Annotated in this window: 14 protein-coding genes; 3 read left to right on the forward strand and 11 right to left on the reverse strand. The window is 70.1% G+C overall.

All coding sequences use genetic code 11. The features are described from left to right. Positions 1-9 precede the first annotated feature (9 nt). The 4 genes from WMF36_RS40455 to WMF36_RS40470 form a co-directional block, all read right to left on the reverse strand. A complete protein-coding gene (locus WMF36_RS40455; RefSeq protein ID WP_437576176.1) occupies positions 10-4344 on the reverse strand; it encodes a HAMP domain-containing protein in 4335 nt (1444 codons plus the stop codon). A 114-nt stretch (positions 4345-4458) separates the two neighbouring features. Continuing rightward, positions 4459-4899 carry a response regulator gene (locus WMF36_RS40460; protein ID WP_437576177.1) on the reverse strand — a complete coding sequence of 147 codons (441 nt, stop codon included), beginning with the start codon at positions 4897-4899 and terminating at the stop codon, positions 4459-4461. Then, positions 4896-6542, reverse strand: a complete 1647-nt coding sequence (locus WMF36_RS40465; RefSeq protein WP_437576178.1) for an ATP-binding protein — start codon at positions 6540-6542, stop codon at positions 4896-4898. The genes WMF36_RS40460 and WMF36_RS40465 overlap by 4 nt, the downstream gene beginning before the upstream one ends. A 229-nt stretch (positions 6543-6771) precedes the next feature. Continuing rightward, positions 6772-7212, reverse strand: a complete 441-nt coding sequence (locus tag WMF36_RS40470; RefSeq protein ID WP_437576179.1) for a winged helix-turn-helix transcriptional regulator — start codon at positions 7210-7212, stop codon at positions 6772-6774. Positions 7213-7355: 143 nt separating this feature from the next. Here WMF36_RS40470 and WMF36_RS40475 point away from each other — a divergent pair, with 143 nt between their 5' ends. Together WMF36_RS40475 and WMF36_RS40480 are read left to right on the forward strand one after the other, a co-directional pair. Further along, entirely contained in the window at positions 7356-8468 is a 1113-nt protein-coding gene (locus tag WMF36_RS40475; protein ID WP_437576180.1) for an alkene reductase, read from the forward strand. Between the two features lie 207 nt (positions 8469-8675). Beyond that, positions 8676-11639, forward strand: coding sequence for a HEAT repeat domain-containing protein (locus WMF36_RS40480; RefSeq protein ID WP_437576181.1), 2964 nt, complete (start codon positions 8676-8678; stop codon positions 11637-11639). Between the two features lie 140 nt (positions 11640-11779). Here WMF36_RS40480 and WMF36_RS40485 read toward each other — a convergent pair whose 3' ends face one another. The 7 genes from WMF36_RS40485 to WMF36_RS40515 form a co-directional block, all read right to left on the reverse strand. Continuing rightward, positions 11780-12202, reverse strand: coding sequence for a response regulator (locus WMF36_RS40485; protein WP_437482058.1), 423 nt, complete (start codon positions 12200-12202; stop codon positions 11780-11782). A 278-nt stretch (positions 12203-12480) separates the two neighbouring features. Continuing rightward, entirely contained in the window at positions 12481-15375 is a 2895-nt protein-coding gene (locus tag WMF36_RS40490; protein WP_437576182.1) for a PAS domain S-box protein, read from the reverse strand. Between the two features lie 420 nt (positions 15376-15795). Further along, positions 15796-16449, reverse strand: coding sequence for a hypothetical protein (locus WMF36_RS40495; RefSeq protein ID WP_437576183.1), 654 nt, complete (start codon positions 16447-16449; stop codon positions 15796-15798). Then, positions 16400-17140, reverse strand: coding sequence for a ParA family partition ATPase (gene parA, locus WMF36_RS40500; RefSeq protein WP_437576184.1), 741 nt, complete (start codon positions 17138-17140; stop codon positions 16400-16402). The genes WMF36_RS40495 and parA overlap by 50 nt, the downstream gene beginning before the upstream one ends. A gap of 33 nt (positions 17141-17173) precedes the next feature. Continuing rightward, complete coding sequence (locus WMF36_RS40505) at positions 17174-17713, reverse strand: SRPBCC family protein (RefSeq protein WP_437576185.1); 540 nt, start codon at positions 17711-17713, stop codon at positions 17174-17176. A 195-nt stretch (positions 17714-17908) separates the two neighbouring features. Next, positions 17909-19663, reverse strand: coding sequence for a right-handed parallel beta-helix repeat-containing protein (locus tag WMF36_RS40510; protein ID WP_437576186.1), 1755 nt, complete (start codon positions 19661-19663; stop codon positions 17909-17911). A 564-nt stretch (positions 19664-20227) separates the two neighbouring features. Beyond that, the gene (locus WMF36_RS40515) at positions 20228-20704 is read right to left on the reverse strand and encodes a DUF1801 domain-containing protein (RefSeq protein WP_437576187.1); all 477 of its coding nucleotides are present in this window, start codon (positions 20702-20704) and stop codon (positions 20228-20230) included. Positions 20705-21348: 644 nt separating this feature from the next. On the opposite strand from WMF36_RS40515, the gene WMF36_RS40520 reads away from it, so the two are divergent. Beyond that, a complete protein-coding gene (locus tag WMF36_RS40520; RefSeq protein ID WP_437576188.1) occupies positions 21349-22593 on the forward strand; it encodes a PAS domain S-box protein in 1245 nt (414 codons plus the stop codon). Positions 22594-22689: the final 96 nt, after the last annotated feature.

A 22689-nucleotide genomic window follows, 5' to 3' on the forward strand; every position in this document is an offset into this window, starting at 1 on the left:
CTCCGTGGCTCAATCTGGCCGCAGCCAGTGCAGCATGACCGACATCAGCCGCCCCTCGTCCACGGGCTTGGCCACGAAATCGTTCAGGCCGGCGTCCAGGCACTTCTGCCTGTCCTCCGGCATCGCCTTGGCCGTCACCGCGATGATCGGCAGCTCGTTGAAGCGGGGATCGCTCCGGATCTCGCGCGTCGCCTCATAACCGTCGAGCTCGGGCATCATGATGTCCATGAGCACGATGTCGATGATCGAGTCGGCCTCGCGCAGGAGCTCGATGCCGTGCCGCGCGTTCTCGGCCAGGAGCACCTGCGCCCCGCGCCTCTCGAGCAGGCTCGTGATGGCGAAGACGTTGCGCGCGTCATCGTCGATGACGAGCACGTTCCGCCCCGTGAGCGCGACCGAGGAGGAGCCGTTCGTGAGCAGCGGCGCGATCGGCTCGGGCAGCTCGGCGCGCGCCGGCTTCATGGCCTTCTGCTCCGGCCGCTCCGCCGGCAGGTAGAGGGTGAATTTGCTGCCGAGCCCGGGCGTGCTGTTCAGCGAGATCTCGCCGCCGAGCAGGCTGGCCAGCTCCCGGCTGATCGTCAGGCCGAGGCCCGTGCCGCCGTAGGTGCGGCTGGTGGAGGCGTCGGCCTGCTGGAACGCGTCGAAGATGAGCGTCTGCTTCTCCGCCGGGATGCCGATGCCCGTGTCGGTGACGGCGAACGCCAGGACGGTCTTCGCCTTGATGAGCGTCTCCCGCTTGAACGTGAGCCCCCGGCTGGCCACCTCGATCTCGAGCGAGATCCGCCCGGACGACGTGAACTTGAAGGCGTTCGACAGGAGGTTCTTCAGGATCTGCTGGAGCCGCTGCAGGTCGGTCATGATCGTCGAGGGCACGCCGGTGGCGACCCGGACCCAGAACTCGAGCTCCTTCTGCTCCGCGATCTGCCGGAAGCTCCGCTCGACGTACTCCGCGAGCTCGGACAGCGACACCCGCTGGGTCTTCACGTCGATCTTGCCGGCCTCGATCTTCGACAGATCGAGGATCTCGTTGATGAGCTGGAGGAGGTCCTGCCCCGCGGCGGCGATCGTCTTCGCGTACTCGACCTGCTTCGGCGTGAGCGTGTGCTCCTCGTTGTCCGCGAGGATCCTGGCGAGGATGAGCAGGCTGTTGAGCGGCGTCCGCAGCTCGTGCGACATGTTCGCGAGGAACTCGGACTTGTACTTCGAGGTGCGCGACAGCTCCCTGGCTTTCTCCTCCAGGGAGGCGCTGGCGCGCGCGATCTCGCGGTTCTTGATCTCGAGCTCGGACGCCTTCTCCTCCAGCTCCTGCGAGCGCGAGCCGAGCTCGGTGTTGGACCTCTGGAGCTCCTGGAGCAGCTCCTCCGTCCTCATGCTGGCGCCGATCATGTTGAACACGACGCCGATCGACTGCGTGAGCTGCTCGAGGAACGTGAGGTGGATGGGCGTGAAGTTCTGGAAGCTCGCCAGCTCGATGACCGCCTTGAGGCCGCCCTCGAAGAGCACCGGCAGGACGCAGATGTTGCGCGGCGGCGCGTCGCCGAGGCCCGAGCTCACCCGGATGTAATCGTCCGGCAGATCCGTGACGACGATGCTCTTCTTCTCGAGGCCGCACTGCCCGACGAGCCCCTCGCCCAGCGAGAACCGGTTGGAGATGCCCTTGCGCTTCTGGAATGCGTAGCTCGACGTGAGCTTCAGCGTCGGGTTCTTGTCCTCGGACTCCAGCACGTAGAAGGCCCCGTGCTGCGCCGAGACGAGCGGGGTGACCTCGGACATGATGAGGCGGGAGAGCGCCTCGATCGTCCGCTGTCCGGCCATCATCCCGGAGAAGCGCGCCAGGTTCGTCTTCAGCCAGTCCTGCTCCTGGTTGGCGCGCGTCGTGTCTCGCAGGTTCGAGATCATCTGGTTGATGTTGTCCTTCAGCTGAAGGACCTCGCCCTGCGCCTCGACGGAGATCGCCCGCGTCAGGTCGCCCTTGGTCACGGCGGTCGCGACCTCGGCGATCGCGCGCACCTGCGTGGAGAGGTTGCCGGCGAGCTGGTTCACGTTGTCGGTGAGGTCCCTCCACGTGCCGGCCGCGCCGGGCACCTTGGCCTGGCCGCCGAGCTTGCCCTCGATGCCGACCTCGCGCGCGACCGTCGTCACCTGCTCGGCGAAGACGCGCAGCGTGTAGGTCATGTCGTTGACGGTGTCGGCCAGCGACGCGATCTCGCCCTTGGCCTCCAGGGCCAGCTTCTGGCGCAGGTCGCCGTTCGCGACCGCGGTCACGACCTTGGCGATGCCGCGCACCTGCGAGGTGAGGTTCGAGGCCATGACGTTGACGTTCTCGGTCAGGTCCTTCCAGGTCCCGGACACCCCGGGCACCTGCGCCTGGCCGCCGAGCTTGCCCTCGGTGCCTACCTCGCGCGCCACGCGCGTCACCTCCGCGGCGAACGCGCGCAGCTGATCGACCATCTTGTTGATGGTGTCCTTCAGCTCGAGGATCTCCCCCTTCGCCTCGACCGTGATCTTCTGGGACAGGTCGCCGCTCGCGACCGCCTTCGTGACGAGGGCGATGTTGCGCACCTGGTTGGTCAGGTTGCCGGCGAGCTGGTTCACGTTGTCGGTGAGGTCCTTCCACGTGCCGGCGACGCCGGGCACCTGCGCCTGACCGCCGAGCTTGCCGTCCGTGCCGACCTCGCGCGCCACGCGCGTCACCTCCGCGGCGAACGCGCGCAGCTGATCGACCATCTTGTTGATGGTGTCCTTCAGCTCGAGGATCTCCCCCTTCGCCTCGACCGCGATCTTCTGGGACAGGTCGCCGCTCGCGACCGCCTTCGTGACGAGGGCGATGTTGCGCACCTGGTTGGTCAGGTTGCCCGCGAGGACGTTCACGTTGTCGGTGAGATCCTTCCACGTGCCGCTGACGCCCCGCACCTCGGCCTGCGCCCCGAGCTTGCCCTCGGTGCCTACCTCGCGCGCCACGCGCGTCACCTCCGACGCGAACGCGCGCAGCTGCTCCACCATCTTGTTGATGGTGTCCTTCAGCTCGAGGATCTCGCCCCGCGCCTCGGCGGTGATCTTCTGCGAGAGATCGCCCTTGGCGACGGCCGTCGTCACCAGGGCGATGTTGCGCACCTGGTTGGTCAGGTTGCCGGCGAGCTGGTTCACGTTGTCGGTGAGGTCCTTCCACGTGCCGGCGACGCCGGGCACCTGCGCCTGACCGCCGAGCTTGCCGTCCGTGCCGACCTCGCGCGCGACGCGCGTCACCTCCGCGGCGAACGTCCGCAGCTGCTCCACCATCTTGTTGATGGTGTTCTTCAGCTCGAGGATCTCCCCCTTCGCCTCGACCGTGATCTGCTTCGACAGGTCGCCGTTCGCGACCGCCGTCGTCACGACCGCGATGTTGCGCACCTGGTTGGTCAGGTTGCCCGCGAGGACGTTCACGTTGTCCGTGAGGTCCTTCCACGTGCCGCTGACGCCCCGCACCTCGGCCTGCGCCCCGAGCTTGCCCTCGGTGCCCACCTCGCGCGCCACGCGCGTCACCTCCGACGCGAACGCGCGCAGCTGCTCCACCATCTTGTTGATGGTGTTCTTCAGCTCGAGGATCTCCCCCTTCGCCTCGACCGTGATCTGCTTCGACAGGTCGCCGTTCGCGACCGCCGTCGTCACGACCGCGATGTTGCGCACCTGGTTGGTCAGGTTGCCCGCGAGGACGTTCACGTTGTCCGTGAGGTCCTTCCACGTGCCGCTGACGCCCCGCACCTCGGCCTGCGCCCCGAGCTTGCCCTCGGTGCCTACCTCGCGCGCCACGCGCGTCACCTCCGACGCGAACGCGCGCAGCTGCTCCACCATCTTGTTGATGGTGTTCTTCAGCTCGAGGATCTCCCCCTTCGCCTCGACCGTGATCTGCTTCGACAGGTCGCCGTTCGCGACCGCCGTCGTCACGACCGCGATGTTGCGCACCTGGTTGGTCAGGTTGCCCGCGAGGACGTTCACGTTGTCCGTGAGGTCCTTCCACGTGCCGCTGACGCCCTGCACCTCGGCCTGCGCCCCGAGCTTGCCCTCGGTGCCTACCTCGCGCGCCACGCGCGTGATCTCCGAGCCGACGGTCTGCAGCTGCTGGACGACGTCGTTCACCTCGTCGGCGATCTGACCGATCGTCCCCGGCACCTCGCCGATGCCGACGCGCGCGGAGAAGTTGCCCGCCTTCACCGCCTTGAGCACCTCCAGGATCGCCTGGAGCTGCATCTCCCGCACATCCAGGTCGGTCCCGTCGGCGCCGCGCCTGCGGGACGGCGGCTTCTTCTTGCTCGCGCCGCTTCCGCTCTTGTCCTTCGAGCTCGCGGCGATGTTGTTCGGTTGCATGAGTACCTTCCTGAGGACGAGTGCGCGCCTGGAAATCTCGATCCCGCCTGGGCTGTTCAGGCCTCGACGAGGCCGGGGAAGGGCGGCGTCACGAGGCCTTTGTGCGCCGACCTCTCACGATTTGCCGCGGCGCAGGACTTCTTCGACCTGTCGCTGGAGACGAGCGTGCTCGATGTCGCGAGCGCGGCGCTCGAGCGCGCGCCGCATGCGAGAGCTTAGCTCATCGGAACGGAAAGGTTTCGAGAGGTAATCGGAGGCGCCGACGCGGAGGGCGCGCATCCCCGTTTCCACGGAGCCGAACGCTGTGATGGCGATGATCGCCAGGGACGGGTCGTGCTCCTTGGCTCGCGCGATCAGCTCGATGCCGTCCATGCCCGGCATGCGGATGTCCGTGATCAGCAGCTCAAACTTGCCGGACGGGAGCAGTCGGAGGCCCGACAGAGCATCGGCGACGTGCGTCGCCTGGTAGCCGTGGTCCGTTGCGATGTCAACGACGAACCGGCCAAGGTCATCGTCGTCCTCGACAATCAACACGTTCGGTGACCTCGAGCTCATCCTTTCTGTCCTTCCTCTATGCCCCCTGTGCTCGCCACCCGATTCATCTCCGGGTTCGCCTTCAACCCCACGGCTGGGCTCGTCTTCATGCCCACTGCCGAGCTCGCCCCCGCGCTCGCTTTCCTGCTCTCCGGTGAGCCGGAGGTGATCGTGGGTAGGATGACCCGGAAGAGCGCCCCGCCGGTCGGCGAGGAGGCGACCTCGACGGATCCGCCCGCCTCCTGGACGATTCCCTGGACGATGGCGAGGCCAAGGCCGCTCCCGCCGCGGGTCGCCTTCGTCGTGAAGAACGGCTCGAAGATCTGGGGCGCGTCCTCCGCGCGGACCCCGGGCCCCGCGTCCTCGATCTCGAAGCACACGGCGCGAGAGCCCGCCGGGCCCTCGCACTCGTGGAGCACGCGCACCACGAGCTCGCCTCCGCCGTCCTGGGCCTCGATGGCGTTCAGGCACAGATTGAACACCACCTGAAACAGGCGATCGGAGTCGAGGGCGACGCGCGCCCACGCGCCGCTGTCGCGCGGGCACAGGACGCTCGTCTCGATGTCGCGCTTCCTGCACTCCGGGCCCAGGAAGGCGACAACGTCGTCGATCACGCGCCGGAGATCGCTCTCCTCCTGCTGCGACCGCGACGGCCGAGCGAGGGAGACGAGGCGGGAGACGACACGCGTGATCCGCTCGGACTGCCGCGCGATCGTCTCCAGCTCGGCGCGCAGGTGCTCCGGGCACCCGGGCAGGTCGGCCGCGCGGCGCGCGCGGCCCTGGATCACGTTGAGCGGCGACCCGATCTCGTGGCCGAGCGACGTCGCCACCTGCCCCGCGGCGGCGAGCGCCTGCGCCTGCTGCAACCTGCGCTCCACGTTCACCCGCGCCGCCTCCTCGCGCTCGGCGCGCTCCCGGGCTTCCCGCAGCGACCGCGTCATCGTGTTGAAGGCATGGGCCAGACGCGACAGCTCCTCCGCGCCCTTCTCGGGCACGGCCGCGTCGAGATCCCCGCTGGCCACGCGCTCGGCCCCGGAGAGGATGGCCCTCGCCGGGAGCGCGACGGTGAAGCGCCCCACGAGCCCGGCCACGATCGCGCTGACCAGCAGCAGCACGACGCCAGTCGCCGCCAGGCCCTGATTCAACGTGTCCTCCAGCACCTCGATGTAGTGGCGGTCGCGCACCAGGACGGCCACCAGGGGCGGATTGGCGCTGCTCGGCTGGATGGAGACCGTGCGGATCAGCACCGATTGCCCGACCAGACGGGCGGGCTCCTCGATGTCTCCGCCCTCACGGAACGACCGATAGGCGAGCTCCTCGAGGCGCTCCGCCTCCCGCTTGACCCCCTCCGTGATGAAGACCGCCTCGCCTTCCCTGGTGAACGCGGCGACGCCCAGGATGCGCTCGGCGCTCGCGAAGTGCTCCGCGCGCCGCCGGACGAGCGCGATGTCCTTGCGCTGCAGCGCGCTCTCGACGAACGCCTGAAGCAGGGTGGCGTAGTTGCGGAGCTCCGCCGTGGCCTCGTCCCGCAGGACCTGTTTGCGGTGCGCCGAGGCGAACACGCCATACAGCAGGATCGCCATCGCGATCGGGACGACGAGCGACAACCAGAACTGGTGCGCGAGCCTCATCCCCGCGGGTCGGCGCTGGTGCTGCAGGGCCATACGAGGATCCCCCGCGGCGCCCAGAGGACGCCACCGCGTTGACGCTCCGCGTCATCGGCGGGTTCCGATCGTGCGAAGCCCTCGGATCACATCACCATTTGCCCCGATCGGCAAGGCCTTCCTGGAGCTCGACAGAGGCATTCATCGCGCGACCGCGCGATACGAGCGCTCGACATCAGGCTCGCCCTGAGCAGAGCACTGGATCCGGCGGACGCCTCCGTGATCTCCGTCACGCGTCCTTGCGTACCGGCGCGGCCCGCGGCCGCGCGCGCCTCGCCGCCGGCACGTGCCGCGCCGCGCGCTGGCTGCTCGCCGCGCGCGCGCCGCCCTTCGCCCCGCCGCTGCGCGCCGCGCTCTCCTCGAGCAGCTCCCCCCACCGCGAGATCGCCTGCGCCACCTCGCCGAATCCCCGCCCGGCGTCGGTCAGCTCGTACTCCACGCGGACGGGGGGGCCCGGCAGGACGCGCCGCACCACGAGCCCGAGCGCCTCGAGCTCCTTCAGCCGGCTGGAGAGCATCCGATCGCTGATCGCGTCGAGCCGCTCGCCGATCTCGCCGAAGCGCAGCGCGCCCTCCTCGAGCGTCGCGATGATGAGGCCGTTCCATGGCTTGGCGAGCACGGCCATCGCCGCCTGGAACCTGTCGCAGAGGTGCTGGCAAGAGTGCTTCATTGCTCGTCCCCATGTCACAGCATGACCGCTTCACTACCAAAAAGGAAGTCCCTTGACACAAGGTAGCGGAGATCCATGCTGCTCGCCGGACGGATGCTACTTCCCTTTCGGAAGCCACATCCTTTTTACAAGGAGCATCGATCGTGACCACCGCATCTGACCTGCTGTTCAGCCCCTACGCGCTCGGTCCCCTGTCGCTGCCGAACCGCCTCGTGATGGCGCCGATGACGCGCTCACGCGCGGAGGGCCACGTGCCGACCGAGCTCCACGCGCGGTATTACGAGCAGCGCGCCTCGGCCGGCCTCATCATCAGCGAAGCCACGCAGGTCAGCCCGCAGGGCATCGGATACCTCCGCACGCCGGGCATCCACACCGACGCGCAGGCCGAGGGGTGGCGGCTCGTGACGGACGCGGTCCACCGGGCGGGGGGGCGCATCTTCCTGCAGCTCTGGCATGTCGGGCGGGCGTCCCACGTCTCGTTCCAGCCGGACCGACAAGCGCCGGTGTCGTCCTCGGCCATCGCCATCCGCAAGGGCCATGCGCACACGGCCGAGGGCCCGCAGCCGTACAGCACCCCGCGCGCCCTCGAGACGGACGAGATCCCCGGCGTCGTCGCGCTGTTCGAGCACGGGGCGCGCCAGGCCAAGGCCGCCGGCTTCGACGGAGTCGAGATCCACGCGGCGAACGGCTACATCATCGATCAGTTCCTCCGCGACGGCGTGAACCGGAGGACCGACCGGTACGGCGGCTCGATCCAGAACCGGGCGCGGTTCCTGCTCGAGATCACCGACGCCGTGACCGGCGTGTTCGGCGCGGACCGGGTCGGCGTCCGGGTCTCGCCGACGGGCGACTACAACGACATGAGCGACTCCGATCCGAAGGCGCTCTTCGGCCACGTCGCCGCCGAGCTCTCCGCGCGCAAGCTCGTCTATCTGCACGTCGTGGAGCCGATCTCCGGGGAGCCGCCGGACGCCCCGGAGCGGGTGACGACCCTCCTCCGCGAGCGGTTCCGCGGCGCGCTCATCGTGAACGGCGGCTACACGCTGGAGGCCGCCGAGCAAGCGCTGCGCGCCGGCGTGGCGGAGCTCGTCTCCTTCGGCGTGCCGTTCCTGGCCAACCCCGATCTGCCCGAGCGCCTGTCGCGCCGGGCGCCGCTCAACGCGCCCGACGTCGCGACCTTCTACTCCGACGGCCCGCGCGGCTACGTCGACTACCCGCGCCTCGGCGAGGCGCAGGCGGCCAGCGCCGCGCGCTGAACCTGATGGCCTGAGGACGTCGTGGCCAGAGGGCCTGGACCCGTGAGCCGCGGTCTCGATCGGCCGCGAGGGCGGCAGCGGCGGCCAGGAGCCCCCGCGTCGCTGGCCATGATAGGCTTCCGGGCCGATGTCGGCCGCCGCTCCCCTGCTCCCGCACGATGAGATCCACCCGGCGCCGTGCCCGGCGCGCTCGCCCGCGGAGGCCCCGTGAGCGCGGCGCCGGGCGAGGTGCAGCGCATCGGGGCCGCCGAGCTCCGGGCGTTCATCCAGGACGCGGGGGAGCTCAAGAAGGGCACGCTGCTCTACGACGGCGGGCAGCTGCTGAACCTGGCGCGCCACGAGAACAAGCTGTTCTGCGACGCCAGGGGCTCGGGGGCCTCGCCCTACAAGGTGACGCTCGTCTACAGCGACGCGCCGGCGCCCGCGTTCAAGGGGCGCTGCACCTGCCCGGCGCGGGCCTTCAGCACCGCGTTCTGCAAGCACGCGGCGGCGCTGCTCGTCGCCTGGGCGCGCGCGCCCGAGTCGTTCGCCGTGAGCAACGCGGCGCCCCCCGGCGCCCCGGGCGGGGAGAACGCGCGCAAGAGCGTGAAGAAGGGCGCCGCGAACGCGCAGGCCCTGATGAAGTCGGGCGTCGAGCAGGTCAGCACGCTCGTGCGCGAGCTCGGCGTGGCCGGCGTCGCGGCGATCGGGGCCGACCGCATCGAGCAGATGGAGAAGCTCGCCGAGGGCCTCCGGGAGAACCGCCTCCGGCGGCTCTCGGCCCGGACGCTCGACCTCGCCGCGCTGCTTCGCGGACAGGCCGCGAGCGGTCCACAGGCCACGGGCGGGCGACAGGCCGCGGGAGCTCGCCGCGGCGCGCTCCCGGCGGTCGCCTACGCGAACCTGATGGCCGACCTCCTGCTCACCGCCCGCAAGCTCGAGAAGCACCTCGCGGGCGAGCCGCTCGACGACCGACACGTCGAGGAGCTCGTCGGCAAGACGTGGAAGGCGTCCGACCGGAAGCCCGCGGACGGGCTCACGCTCGTCGAGTACGCCTTCTCGACGCGGACCACGAGCGACGATTTCGTCATCCGGGAGAGCCGCTTCCTCGATCTCGAGTCCGGCCGGCACTTCAGCGAAAAGCAGATCCTCCCCGCCTTCCTGGCGAAGCGGACCGAGCCGAAGCGGAGCTTCGCCGGCGAGGTGCTCGCCGGGGCGCGCGCGACGACCTACCCCGGCTACCCGCCGCTCCGCCTCGACTTCACCGATCTCGGCGACAAGCGCCCGCTCGACACAGGCGCCCTCGAGGCCGTCCTCGCGCGGGCGCTGCCCGACGTCGGCGCGGCCCTCGCGGCCCTCCAGGAGCACCGCAAGGACGTCTTCGCGCCCGACCTCGTGCCCGTCGCCGTGCTCACCGACACGCTCTTCGCGCGCGGCGCGCGGCTCTCGGCGGTCGACGACAAGGGGGAGGCCCTCCACCTGCCCGACGACCCGGCGCTCGAGGAGCGGCTCGCCGGCTCGCTCCGCGACGCCCGGCTCCGCGCGCTGCTCGGCGACGTCGGGATCGACGCGGCCCTGCCCATCCTGTGGCCGCTCGCCGCGATCGTCGAGGGCCCGCTCGGCCTCTCGCTGCTCCCGGTCATCGAGCAGGGGGCCGCGGCGCGGACCGGGCCGCTGGAGGGCTCGGCGTGGAACGCCGCCGCCCGCGAGGCGGGCGCCTCGCCCGCGGCCATCGCGCTCGGCGAGGTCCGCGAGGAGCTCGCCGAGGCGCTCGCCACGGGCCTGACCGGGCTCAGCGCGCGCGTGACGGACCCGCTCGCCGAGCGGCTCCGCGACCTCCGCCTCGAGAAGCAGGCCGCGCTGCTCCAGAGCCTGCCGCAGAAGCCCGAGCCGGCCGACCGGCTCGACGACTTCATCAAGCTCTACCAGGTGCTCGAGATGGCGCTCGTGCGCCTCGCCGGCGCGACCCACATCGATCGCGCCGGCGAGGCGATCGAGCGCGTGCCGACCTACGAGAGCGTCGCCGTGGCGCGGCCCGACGAGACGCTCCCCCCGGACGAGGTGGCGCGGCGCCGGGCCGCGGGCGCGATGAGCCGCTACGTCGCCGCGGTCCACCACGCGCGCTACTACGCGTCGCTCCCGGCGAGCGAGCTCGTCCAGAGCATCTTCCCGATCTGGGCCGACGGCACCGCGACGCCGACGATCGCGAGGACGTTCGCGCCGCTCGGGGCCGAGGCGATCGCCGCCGCCGAGAAGGCGCTCACGGTGAAGGCGGGCCGCGTGGCGAAGCTGACCGCGGTGCGGGTGCTGCAGGCGGTCGTCCAGCACGGCGGCCCGGCCCGCGGCGAGGCGGCGGCGATGCTCGGCAAGGTCGCGGAGCACGCCAAGGACGCCGGCCTGCGGGCGCTCGCCCGCGACGCGCTGGACGCGATCGACGTCGCGCAGTCGCCCGGGCCGGGCGGCGCCGCGGTGCGCGCGCGCCGCGCCGCCCGGATGGAGCGGGTGCAGGAGCTCGCGAAGACGCTCGGCGCGGCGCCGACCAAGGAGGAGCGGGGCGAGGCGCTCAAGGCGCTCGCCGAGCTGGGCGACCTCGCCGCGCTCCCGGCGCTCCGCCGCGCCTTCTACGCGGACGCCGCCCGCGGCGTGCGCGAGGAGGCCGCCTACGCGCTCGCCCAGCTCGGCGACGTCGAGATGGTCGAGACCTTCGTGCGGAGGCTGGCGAGCCGCGGCGAGGACGAGCGGGAGGCGAAGATCGCCGCGTACGCGCTCGGCTACCTGGGCGACGTCCGCGGGCTGAGCGAGCTCCTGTCGGCCTACGCCGAGGGGTACAAGCCCGGCATCGTGGCGGACGCGATCCGCGCGTTCGGCCCCGTGGCGCTCGCGCCGCTCGTGGATCTCATCGAGGCGCAGCCGGAGCTCGCGAAGCGGGCGGCGGCGCTCGACGCGCTGAAGAAGATGGACGACGCCGCGGTGGCGAGCTGCCTGCTCGAGCGGATCGAGGCGCGGCGCGGCGGCGCCGATCTCGCCGAGAAGGCGCAGCTCTACCTGAAGCTCGCCGACGTGCACCCGCACAGCCGGCGCGAGGTCGCGACCGCGATCATGGCGGCGCTCGCAGGGGTGGACGGCAAGGAGGCGCATGCGGCCGTCAAGGCGGCGCAGCGGGCCCTCGGCGTCGTCAAGCGCAGCAAGTAACCGGCCTCCGCCAGGTCACATCGCGATCTGCACGGAGATCTCGTGCGCGTGGCCGGCCTCGGCCAGGTCACATCGCGATCTGCGCGCCTCGCCGTCTCTCCGCCCCGCCGTGAAGGCGGTCAGAAAGCCGGCGAATTTCGCTAAGGTAGCTCCACGAGTCTCCAGTACTTGTTGAGCGCTGCCATGAGCTCGACGAAGCTGAGGAACGTGACGGGCTTGAGGAGATAGCCGGCCACGTTGAGGTTGAAGGCACCCACCTTGTCACGGTCGTCGTTCGAGGTGGTCAGCACGACGACCGACGTGGCCACGAGATCCGGATCGGCCCGCAGCTCGCGCAGGAACTCGATGCCGTTCATCTTCGGCATGTTCAGGTCGAGCAAGATCAGCCGGCGCTCGACCGGGATGACGCCGCTGCGCAGGATCTCGAGCGCCTCGACGCCGTTGCCAGCGACCCAGAGGGGGTTCGAGATGTTGTTGCGCTTGAACGCCCGGCGGACGTTCATCACATCGACCTCGTCATCCTCGACGAGGAGGATGTTGAGGAGTTTTTCTTCGACGTTCATTGTCTCCAGGATCTCCTTGGCGAGGAGGACGTGAACGTCAACCTCCGCGCGATGGCCGCCGAGGCAATTATCATGGCAAGACGGCGATCGCCGCGGAGGTTTCGCGGCCGCCGGTGTGCCTGGGCGCGCTCCGACCTGCACGCACCCGCGCGGGCTCCTCGAAGTAGTCCATCGTTCGAGCTTGGACCACCGTTTCGCCCGGTTCAACTCCAACAAGGAGATTCCGTACCTCTGCTGAGCTTGCCAGTGGCGCTCGCCGGACGCGGCAGCACCGGGTCTCAGGAGTCGCTCGGATCACGCTTCTGCCAGGTGAAGCGGAAGGTGGCGCCCGGGCCTCGGGGGGAGTCGATCCAGATGCGTCCGCCTCGGCTCTCGACGATCTTCTTCACCACCGACAGCCCGATCCCTGTGCCCTCCACCTTGTCGCGCGCCTCGAGCGTCTGGAAGAGGCCCCAGACGCGCTCGTGAAACTCCGGGGCGATGCCTGGCCCGTTGTCCTCGACGAAGAACTCGTGGTGCAGGCCCGCGTCGCGGTGCCCGACCCGCACGCGCGCATCGGCGCGCCGCGCGTGCTTGAGCGCGTTGCTGATGAGGTTCATGAACACCTGCTGCAGCGGGATCCGCTCGGTCCGCAGCACCGGCAGCCCCGGCGCGACCTCGACGCTCGCCTCGGGCGCAGGCGCGATCAGCTCGACGACGTCCGCGAGGATCTGGCCGACGTCGACCGGCTCCAGCGCGTGCCGCAACCGGCCGGCGCGGCTGTAATCGAGGATCCCGTCGATGAGCGCCTCCATGCGTCGGACGCGGCCGCGCAGCAGCGTCATGTGCTCGCGCGAAGCGCCCCCGAGGGTCCCGGCGAGATCTTCCTCGATCCACTGCGTCAGGTTCGCGATGCCGCGCAGCGGCGCCTTCAGGTCGTGGCTGGCCACATACGCGAACTGGTCGAGCTCCTTGTTGCTCCGCTCCAGCGCGGTGATGAGGCGCTCGCGCTCGGCCTCGGCGCGCTTCTGCTCGGTGATGTCGCGGAGCTCGATGACCGTGCCCACGGGGACGTCGCCGTCGAGGATGGGGCTCGCGGTGAAGGCCACATGGTAGAAGGAGCCGTCCTGGCGGACGAAGACGTCCTCTCCCTGCTCCTGGCTCTTGCGCGGCAGCGCCCGGTCGATCGGGCACTCCTCCATGGGATAGCGGCTGCCGTCCGGCCGCGTATGGTGGACGATCTCGTGCAGCGGGCGATCGATCGCCTGGATCTCGTCGAAGCGGAAGCCGGTGATCTTCTCGGCCGCCGGGTTCATGAAGGTGCAGCGCTGGTGCGCATCCATCATGAGCAGGCCGAGCGTCGCGTTCTCGGCGATGGTGCGCACGAGCCGGTGCTGGACCCGGAACGCCTCCTCGGCGCGCCGGATGTCGCTCACGTCGACGTTGCAGCCGACCCACTCGTAGATCGCCCCGTCGTCCGCCACCAGGGGGACGCCGCGCGCGACGGTGTGGGCCCACGAGCCGTCGCGCCGGCGCAGCCGGTACTCCACCTCGTACCGGCTCCTCGACGCGACGGCGCCTCGCCACGCGGCGTCCGCGCGCTCGCGGTCGTCGGGGTGGACGGCGTCGAGCCAGCCGTAGCCGGCCCACTCCTCGTAGCTCTGCCCGGTGAAGCCGCGCCAGGACGGGGAGTCCTCCACGACGTGGCCGCCCGGATCGGTCCGCCAGACGACGACCGTGGTCGCCTCGACCATGGAGCGGAAGCGCTTCTCGGCGGCGAGCGACCCCTCGCGCAGCCGCGTGTTCTCGATGGCCACGCTGGCGAGCTGCGCGAGCTGCACGAGGATCGACTCGTCGTCGCCGGTGAACTCGCCCTCTTCCTTGTCCGAGAGCTCGATGAGCCCGAGGTTCTTGCCGTCGCGGCAGATGAGCGGCGCGGCGAGCCAGCCGCGCATCGGCGGGTGGCTCGCGCCCTCGCCGTCGCAGCCCCGCCACGCCGGGTGCGCCTCGAGCTCGGCCTGCGTCATGCGGAGCGGCCTGTTGGCCTTGCGGACCAGCGTGTCGATGCCGTTCCCGTTCGTCCTCGCGTCATCGCTGCGGTACGCGGCGTACTTGTCCGAGAGGCTGACGGCGTGGGTGGCCTGCGCCCAGTCCTGGTCGTCGGTCATGCGGATGGCCGACTGGTGCGCCCCGATGAGGGAGCGCGCCCGCTCGGTGATCTCGGCGAGCATCCGCTCGAGCGACGTCGCCGAGTTGACGGCGAGCGACGCCTCGGCGAGCCCCCTGAGCTGCTCGCTGCGGCGCTGCTCCTCGCGCAGGGCGCGGATCCTCTCCGTCGCGTCGACGCCCACCACGACGCCGGCCACGATCTGCCCCGCGGCGTCGCGGATGGGCGCGGCGCTGTACTCGATGATGGCGCGGGCGCCGTCGGTGCGCAGCATCTCCACCGGCTCGGCCCGGACGAGCTCACCGGCGGTGACCGCGCGCGCGAGCGGCCACTCGTGCGGCGCGTAGGGGCGGCCGTCTCCGTGGAAGCCGTGGTAGGCCGCGTTGTATGTGGCGATGTCCGCCGAGGGGACGAAGGGGCGCCCCAGCTGCTCGGCGCACTGGGCGTTGCCCATCACGATCTGCCCCGAGGGGGCCTCAGCGATGTACACCGCGTGGGGCATCTGCTGGATGATCTGCTCCAGCTTGTGGCGCTCGTGCTCGAGCTGCTCGGCGAGCTGCTCGATGCGGCGGCGCGCGAGCACCTGATCGGTGACCTCGACGGCGAAGAGCACCACGCTCGCCGCCCCGCCGCCCGCGGCCGGGATGGGCTGAAACGTCACGTTGAAGTACCCCTCGGCCAGCGCCCCGTCGCCCGCGCCGCGGTCGAGGAGGATGAGGAGCTCGCCCGCGGCGGCGGGCTGGCTCGATCCGTAGGCCCGATCGAGCAGCTCGGCCACCCGGGAGCCGGCGAGCTCCGGGGCGCACTGGAAGAGGCGCCTGCCCACGACGGTCCGGTCGCGGAAGAGGCGCTGGGCGAGCCGGTTCGTGAAATCGATCACCCAGTCGGGGCCACGGAACACCGCGATGGCGGTCGGCGCCTCCATGAACATCGCGTGAACGGAGCGGCCGGCGTCCGACGTGACCTGCGCCTCCTTCTGATTGAGCCCGCGCGCGGCCGTCCCCTCGTCCCGAACATGCTGGGTCATCGCTCGTCCTGGTGGTCAGTCGCCGCCGCGGCGAACGGTTCCGTGACGCTGGAGCTCATCGCGCGCTCGGCGGCGGGAGCAGCGCGCTTCATCCATCGCGCGGCGCCTCGGCGGGGCGGGCGGCCTGGCCACGCCCCGCGGAGAGACGGGCACGCCTCTTGTTTGGAGGCCTGATGAGGGCTGCGCACCGGGAATTGAAGGGCAGGACACGTGATGGCCTTTTGGGGCCCGGAGAGAGGCTCGCAGGTGAGGAGGGAGAGCGGCAAGGCAGGAAGATCCTTGTTCTTCCTCCGCTCGCCTTCCAGCTGCTGTCCGGCCATCGCCGGAGCGTCGGTCGCGCCGGGGTTTCGCGCAGCGATTTCGCGCCGGGGTTCGATTCGAGAGCGGTGGCGTCTTGTCAGGCTCGCTCGTGCGCTCGGGTCAGCTCGCCCGGGGCCGCTGTCGCCACAGGGTCATCAGCACCCGCCCCACCTGGACCATCCGGCCGACGCGCCCTTTCGGGCTCGTGTCCGCCGCGCGATACGGCTCGGCGCGATACGGCTCGGCGCGGTACGTCGGGCCCGGCGGCGCCGCCTCTCGCGCGGCGGCTGCGCCGTCCGAGGCCGGGGATGCGGAGACCGACACCGGCCCGAGGCGCCTGTCGAGGTGCACCTCGACCGCCTCGCCGACCAGGTTGCTCACGTCGCGGTCCTGCTCGATGCAGTGGAGCAGCAGCCGGTCCGCGAGCGGATCGGGGAGGTAGACGGTCACCGCGCGCCGCGCGCGGCCGTCATTCCCGACGAGCACCGCCGGGACGGCCGGCGGCTCCGAGGTGGTGGCGAGCGCCTGGGGCTCGGCGGCCGCGCTCGCCTGCAGCGGCGCCGCGGGCGGCTCGGCGGCCGGCTGCGCTTCCGGCGCTCGCTCCTGCTTCGCCTCGGCCGGCTTGTCGTCGTCGGACGCTCGCTTGTCTGCGGCGGGCCGCGACTTCACGGCGTCGTGGGCCGGTTTGCCGTCGGTGCTGCCCGCGACGAACGCGTCGGCCTTTTCAGGCGACGGCGGCTTTCTTAGCGAGACCGCGACTTGCTTTTTCGCCATGATGAAGCTTCTCCAGTTCTTCGAGAAGGTGGGTGATCTCTCTGGCCGCGGCGTCGCGCGGCGCGTAGCCCGTCACCCCTTGCCCGCAGGCGAGGGACTCCTGGTAGGCAATGCGATAGCCGAGCTCCGTGGAGAGCACCGGCAGGCCCGAGGTCTCGAGCACCGCGCGCGCCGATTTGCCGAGCGCCGTGCGGCCCTGCTTGCGCGTGATGAGGATGCAGCCCTTGAGCGCGCTCCGCAGCGCCGCGGCCTCGCGGAACACCTCGATCGCGGCGGTGAGGGCCCAGGCGTCCGCGGCCGTGGGGCCGCAAGGATAGATGGCCACGTCGGCGACCATCAGCGCCGACCGCGCGATCTCACCGTGACGCGGGGGACAATCGATCACCGTGAGGTCGTACGCGGCGGCGACGTCCGGCAGCTGCCCCGGCTTGTGCATCGAGGCGCCCATGGCCATGACGGTCGGGGTCTCGTGCCCTGCCTCGGCGGCCACGTCGCCCCACGTACGGACGGTCCCCTGGGGATCGGCGTCGACGAGCAGCACGCGCCGGCCGTTCGCCAGCGCGGCCACGGCGAGGCTCACGGCCGTGGTGCTCTTGCCGATCCCACCCTTCTGTCCGGTGAGCGCGATGATCATAAGTCCTCCCCCTAGCAGAACCTGCGCGGCGCGGTCCACTTTCTTGCAAGCGCCCACACGGCTGCTTCACCGCCATCGGAAGGGAATTCCCTACGCTGGCGTCGATTTCTCGGTGCTGTCGATGGGTTGGCCGGCACATCGCAAGAGGTAGTTCAGCTCTCTTTCGGGCCGGGCCATCCTCTTCCCCCACGTCACCTGGGCGCCTGAGGACACCCTGTCCAGATACGCGTCCGGCGCGCGCGAGGGCGCCGCGCCAGCACCGGAAGCGTGCGGCTCGGGCGAGCGGGCGAGCCGGTGCCCTGGGCGAGCAGGGCATCGAGGCCCGAAGGTTGTGGTGTTCGTCGCCTCGAACGGCTTGATGAACTCGAGCCGGAGGGTGACGTTCGACGGCTGCTTTGCCTCCGTGATGGTCATCTTGCCCTCGCCCGCCTGCTCGTTGCCCGACCCCGCGTACGACGCGCCGGTGCCGGACGCGGGCCCGCCGTAGGTCCTCTGCATGGACGGGTCGAGTTTCTCCCACGGCGACCACCCCTGCCAGGCGTGAAAGTCCACGACCTGCGCGTACACCGCCTCGGCAGGCGCAGCCACGGTCGCTGAACGCTCGACGCGGAACGTGGAAGGTTGGGTCATCACCACGATCACGAACAGAAGAACGAGGGCCGCACACGTAGAGGACGAGAAGCGCCGCGAGGGCGTGATTCCGTGTCGAGGCGCTCACGCGCCCGGCCACCGCCCGATGGATCGACTCGACCCAGGTTGAGGTAGCCGACGTGGGCTGGGGTAGCCGACGTGGGCTTCACGCGAGCGCGGACGGGCGTCGCTCACTCATAAGTCGCATACGAGCACCTGCGGCGCGCTCGTGCCGTGCGCGCCCACGCCCGAGATGAGGTTGTCCTCCGGGTGGAAGACCACCTGCTCGCCCGTCAGGCCCGACTTCCAGCACTTCTGCTGGATGGATGCCGATTGCGCCCCGCGCGTTGCGGAGCACCGCGCGATCTCGCCGCCGTCGATCGTGACGTCGCTGGCCTCGATCCTGATACCCGGGTGGGAACCCGGCGAGAGGCGTAGCGCGTTGTTGAAGACGACCGGGTTCTCCAGCGTCACGTTGTCGACCCGGAGCGCGCTCGCGGGCAGCGCGGTCGTCCGCGATGTCAGGTACACGCCGTAGTACCCGTTGCCCCAGGACCAGAGGTCCTCGAGCGCCACGTTGGTGCCCGCCTGCATATGCACACCGTAGCTCCCGTTGTAAGCGGACCTGACGCCCTCGAGCGAGATGTTCTCCGGCCGAACCTCCGCGAGGGGGCTCGCCATCATGACGCCAGAGCCGCCGTTGTGGTGAAAGTAGCTGTCCTGGATCACGACGTTCTCGGGCACCGAGGGGATGGTACTGAGCCCACCGGGGACCTGAGCCGCGATCCACAGACCGTGCCCACCATAGGACGTGGAGCCATGAAGCAAGCTATGGTGGACCTCGCAGTTCCGCACAATGACATTGGCGGTGATGATCTTGATCCCGGCCGCCCCGACCGGGCCGGAGATGTTCTTGATCTCGCAGTTCTCCACGACGATGCCGGGCGTGGCGTGGAGCCCGGGGACCGAGGAGAGGTAGATGCCGCCCTTCGGCACGCCGTCCACGATCACGTTCCGGATCACGCCCCCGGATCCCCCGCCGAAGGTGATCCCATCCAGGTTGGCCGGCTTGCAGGCGGGCACCTCCGTCGAGGGGGGCGCGTACCGCATGATGACGTTCTCCACCTCGCAGCCCTCGCAGTGGTTGATCCGGATGCCGCTGTTGGCCGTCTCTCGTGGCCCGTCCGTGAGCTCGATCTGAAAATTGCGGATCCAGAGCGCAGTGACCGGGTCGAGCAGGTGCTCGTTGGGCCTGCTGACCTGGATTGCCCCGGGATACTGCTCCGGGTTGCAGGGGATCGCCACCAGGGTCGCGGTCCCGGGATCGCCAGGTTCGGCGTCCGGCGACAGCTCCGGCCCCTCCAGGGTCAGCCTGTCGTAATGAGGTCTCAGCGGGGTGCGCAGCACGTAGCGCCCGGCAGGGAAAGCCACGGTGCGCCGGTCGGTCGTCAGCGACGCTGCGCACTCGATGGCCTCCGCAATGCCCGGGCTGTCGTCGACCGTGAGGCTATCGTCGACGCAGTCGTCGGCGGAGAACGGCGATTCGACCGGCCTCATCAGGTAGGGCAAGACATCGACAACGCCGTCCGCGACGGACCCCGGCAGACAGCAGTCTTCACCTTCGCAATCATTGCTGTCCTCGTGCAGATCGGTGGTTTCCGTGTCGATGCCCGCGCATTTGCCCCCGACGACAGGGCAAAAAGGCCCCTTGCAGATCGACGGCGCTGTCGTCGTGGGGCAGGGTAAGAGGTCAGCTTCGTCTGCCGTGAACGCCGATTCGGTGTAGGGAGCATCGAGGCTGCAGAAATCGGGATACTCGGCGCTCTCCCCCGTGGGAGGGTGATAGCCCCAAACAGCGCTCGAGCCGCCGGAGCTGGCCGCGGCCGGGGCGGAGACGAGCGCGAGCACGGCCCCTATCCAGGTCTTCACGATCCGTTGCGTGGACAGCATGCGTTCTTCCGTTCTTCGACGCGAATGATATGGATATTGTCAGATGCACTAGTCGAGAAAAGGCACTTGGCCTGCCTTGGCCTGGGCAAGCAAGGGCCGTGCCGCGGCGCGGCTGGCGCACGATCTCCGGCGATGTCACGGCACAAGCCATCGATGCGCCGGCGTACCGTGACCGTGTGCCAGGCGAATGTCACGGCGCACCGGCCGGATGTCCCGTGACATGTCACGCGATGTCCCGTGACATGTCACGCGATGTCCCGTGACATGTCACGGGACGCGCGGCTGGCGTTCGCCTTCCGGCAACGGCTGCGGTTTCGCCCATCCGCGGCCTCGCAAGCCGAAGTTTCGCGCCCGCTCGATTCGGGAGCGTGCCCAGAGCCGCGAAGACTCGATGCCTACGGCGCGAACTCCGCGTCGAGGTCGCCGGCGAAGACAAGATCGATCAGCTTGGGGCCAAGGCACTCCGGAGGTTCGATGGCAAGCGCATCGAAGACGGCCATCACCGCGCATAGCGCCCGTCGGCACCAGCGCCCTGTTTCATGATCGGACAAGCGGCAGCGCCGATCAGGCCGGGTTGGCGAGCTTCACCTGGTATGCCGCCCACTGCCGGATGATCGCGACGAAGGCACCCCGCCTGGCCTCAACGTCATCGAGGCTGGTGAAGGTGATGACCGCCCGGTCAGCAGACAACCACTTCAGCAGGCCCGCCGTGTCATCGATCGACTCGCTGAGGGTGGATTCCGCCCGCACGCTGGCACCGTGGTGCAGCACCACCTGGACCGCGTCTTTGGCCCGGACGTTGGCCGTGGCGAACCATCCATGGAAATAAAAACTCGCGGAGTTCCACTTGATCCCCTCGCTGATCGCCGGGTCGACCCCGAGGATGGCGCTCCGAACCGCCACGACCACGGCTTTGAGCGGGTGCTCCAGCGCAGCCAAGTAAGCGGTCACTGCGGCGGAGTCATCGTGTTCGCTGGTGGACGGGGCATGCTTCCCGCCGCTCCGCGGCTTCCTTGTTTCTTCCCGCGATCCTTTTTTCATGGCATCTGTCTCTCTGGGTCGTTCTTCGACCTTCCAACGTACCGGCGTTCAGCTGCGCCCGCCAGAGCGACGGCGAAGCCGGAGCGACAGGCGCGTCAGCTGCCTTCGCGCCTGCAGAGCACGGTCGAGCCAGGTCCGCCTCACTGCCGCCCAGAATCTCCCAGGTCGCCGCCCCCCGGCCATGTGAAGCAGGACGCAGGGGGGCGCGACCGGACCCAGATTGGGAGGCGACGTCTGCCAGCGCCCCGGGAGCCCTCGCTGCGCGGCGCGCTCACCCGTCGCGCGCCGCGCAGCCGAGGCGCCCGCGCGGGCACCGCGCCCGACGCGGAGGGCCGCGGCGCCGTCCGGTGAGCGCGAGGTTCAGAGCTCACTCCTCCCCTGGCAGAACCTGCGCCGGGCAGTCCACTTCCTTGCAAGCACCTACACCGTACTTGGGGGTCGTCTCGCTGCTCTGATCCCGCCCGGCGCCTCGCCGCGCGGAAGGGAGCTCCCTGCACGAAGATGAACAGGACGCCTGATCCCCGGGCCCGTCGACGCGATTGAATTCCACCTCACGCGCTCGGCTCAGCGCTCTCCCCCGTGCTGACCGCTCGTCGGTCGTCCTCGACATCGGCCGCCGGCCCACGTTACCTTGAGGACGAACGATGACGAGCACAGCGACTGCCCCCGGATCCCCTGGGCTCCCCACGAGCTACATGAGCGCTGTCCGCAGCGCGCCTTTCGCGGTGATCGAGTGCGAGGGAGATCTCGACGATCTCGTGGTCGTCGAGTGGAATAGCGAGGCGGAACGCCTCTTTGGATATACCGCTGACGAAGCGGTGGGCCGCCGCCTCACCGACACGATCCTGAGCGGTCCGGACGCCGAGGCCTGGCGGCGCTCGCTCGGGCGGGCGAGCGCCCCGCTGCGCTGCACCCATGCCCGCAAGGACGGGCGCACCATCGTGTGCGAGTGGCGGCATGCGCCCGTGGTCGACGACGGCGGCAAGCCGATTCGGCTGCTCTGCTTCGGGCAGGATGTCACGGAGCAGGTCAAGGCCGTCGAGGTGCTGAGGGAGAGCGACGTCATCCTCCGGGCCATCCTCGGCGCCGTGGAGACGTCCGTGACCCGGATGGATCGCGATGGATTCTGCACCTTCCACGAGGGCAAGACGCTCCCGTCCCTCGGCCTGAAGCCGGGCCAGTTCGTCGGAATGAACGTGTTCGATGACCCCCCCGCGCCGATGGACATGGAGCCGATGCGAAGAGCGGTCCGGGGCGAGCTCGTCCGCACCCACGTCGAGGCGTTCGGGATGGCCTGGGAGACGTGGGTCGTCCCGATCCGCGACGCCCGCGGGGAGCCCGACGGCGCGGTCAGCTTCACGCTCGACGGCACGGAGGCGAAGCTCAGGGAAGACGAGCTGAAGTCGCGGATCGAGATCATCGAGCGCCAGCGAAGCGTGATCCGCGACCTGTCGACGCCCATCATCGAGGTCTGGGACAGCGTGCTGACCCTCCCGATGGTGGGCGTCGTCGACAGCAAGAGGGCCGCCGACGTGATGGACGACCTTCTGGCCGCCATCGTGGACAAGCAGGCCCGCTTCGCGATCCTGGACCTCACCGGTGTCGAGTTCGTCGACACGAAGACAGCGAGTTATCTCATCGAGCTCGTCCGCGCCATCCGGCTCCTGGGCGCCGAGGGGGTCATCACGGGCATCCGGTCCAACGTGGCGCAGACGATGGTCTCCCTCGGGCTCGACCTGTCGGGCATCGCGACCGTGGGGAACCTCCGCGCGGGCCTCAAGCTCTGCATGAGGCGCCTTTCGGCGAGCGACGCGGCGTCGTCCGGCGCGCCGGCGCGCACCCCCGCCGGAGGCGCCGCGCCGAGGCCCCCGGCGGGCGGCTCGGGCTGAATCCAAGGACACGAGGCCGGCCTCGCGGGTCGGGCGGACCGCGCCGCCGCCCCGAAGTTCGCGTTTGCGTCGGCGATCCCAGGCCCGTAAGGAACG

The sequence above is a fragment of the Sorangium sp. So ce887 genome, from assembly GCF_051521455.1.
Taxonomy (GTDB): domain Bacteria; phylum Myxococcota_A; class Polyangia; order Polyangiales; family Polyangiaceae; genus Sorangium.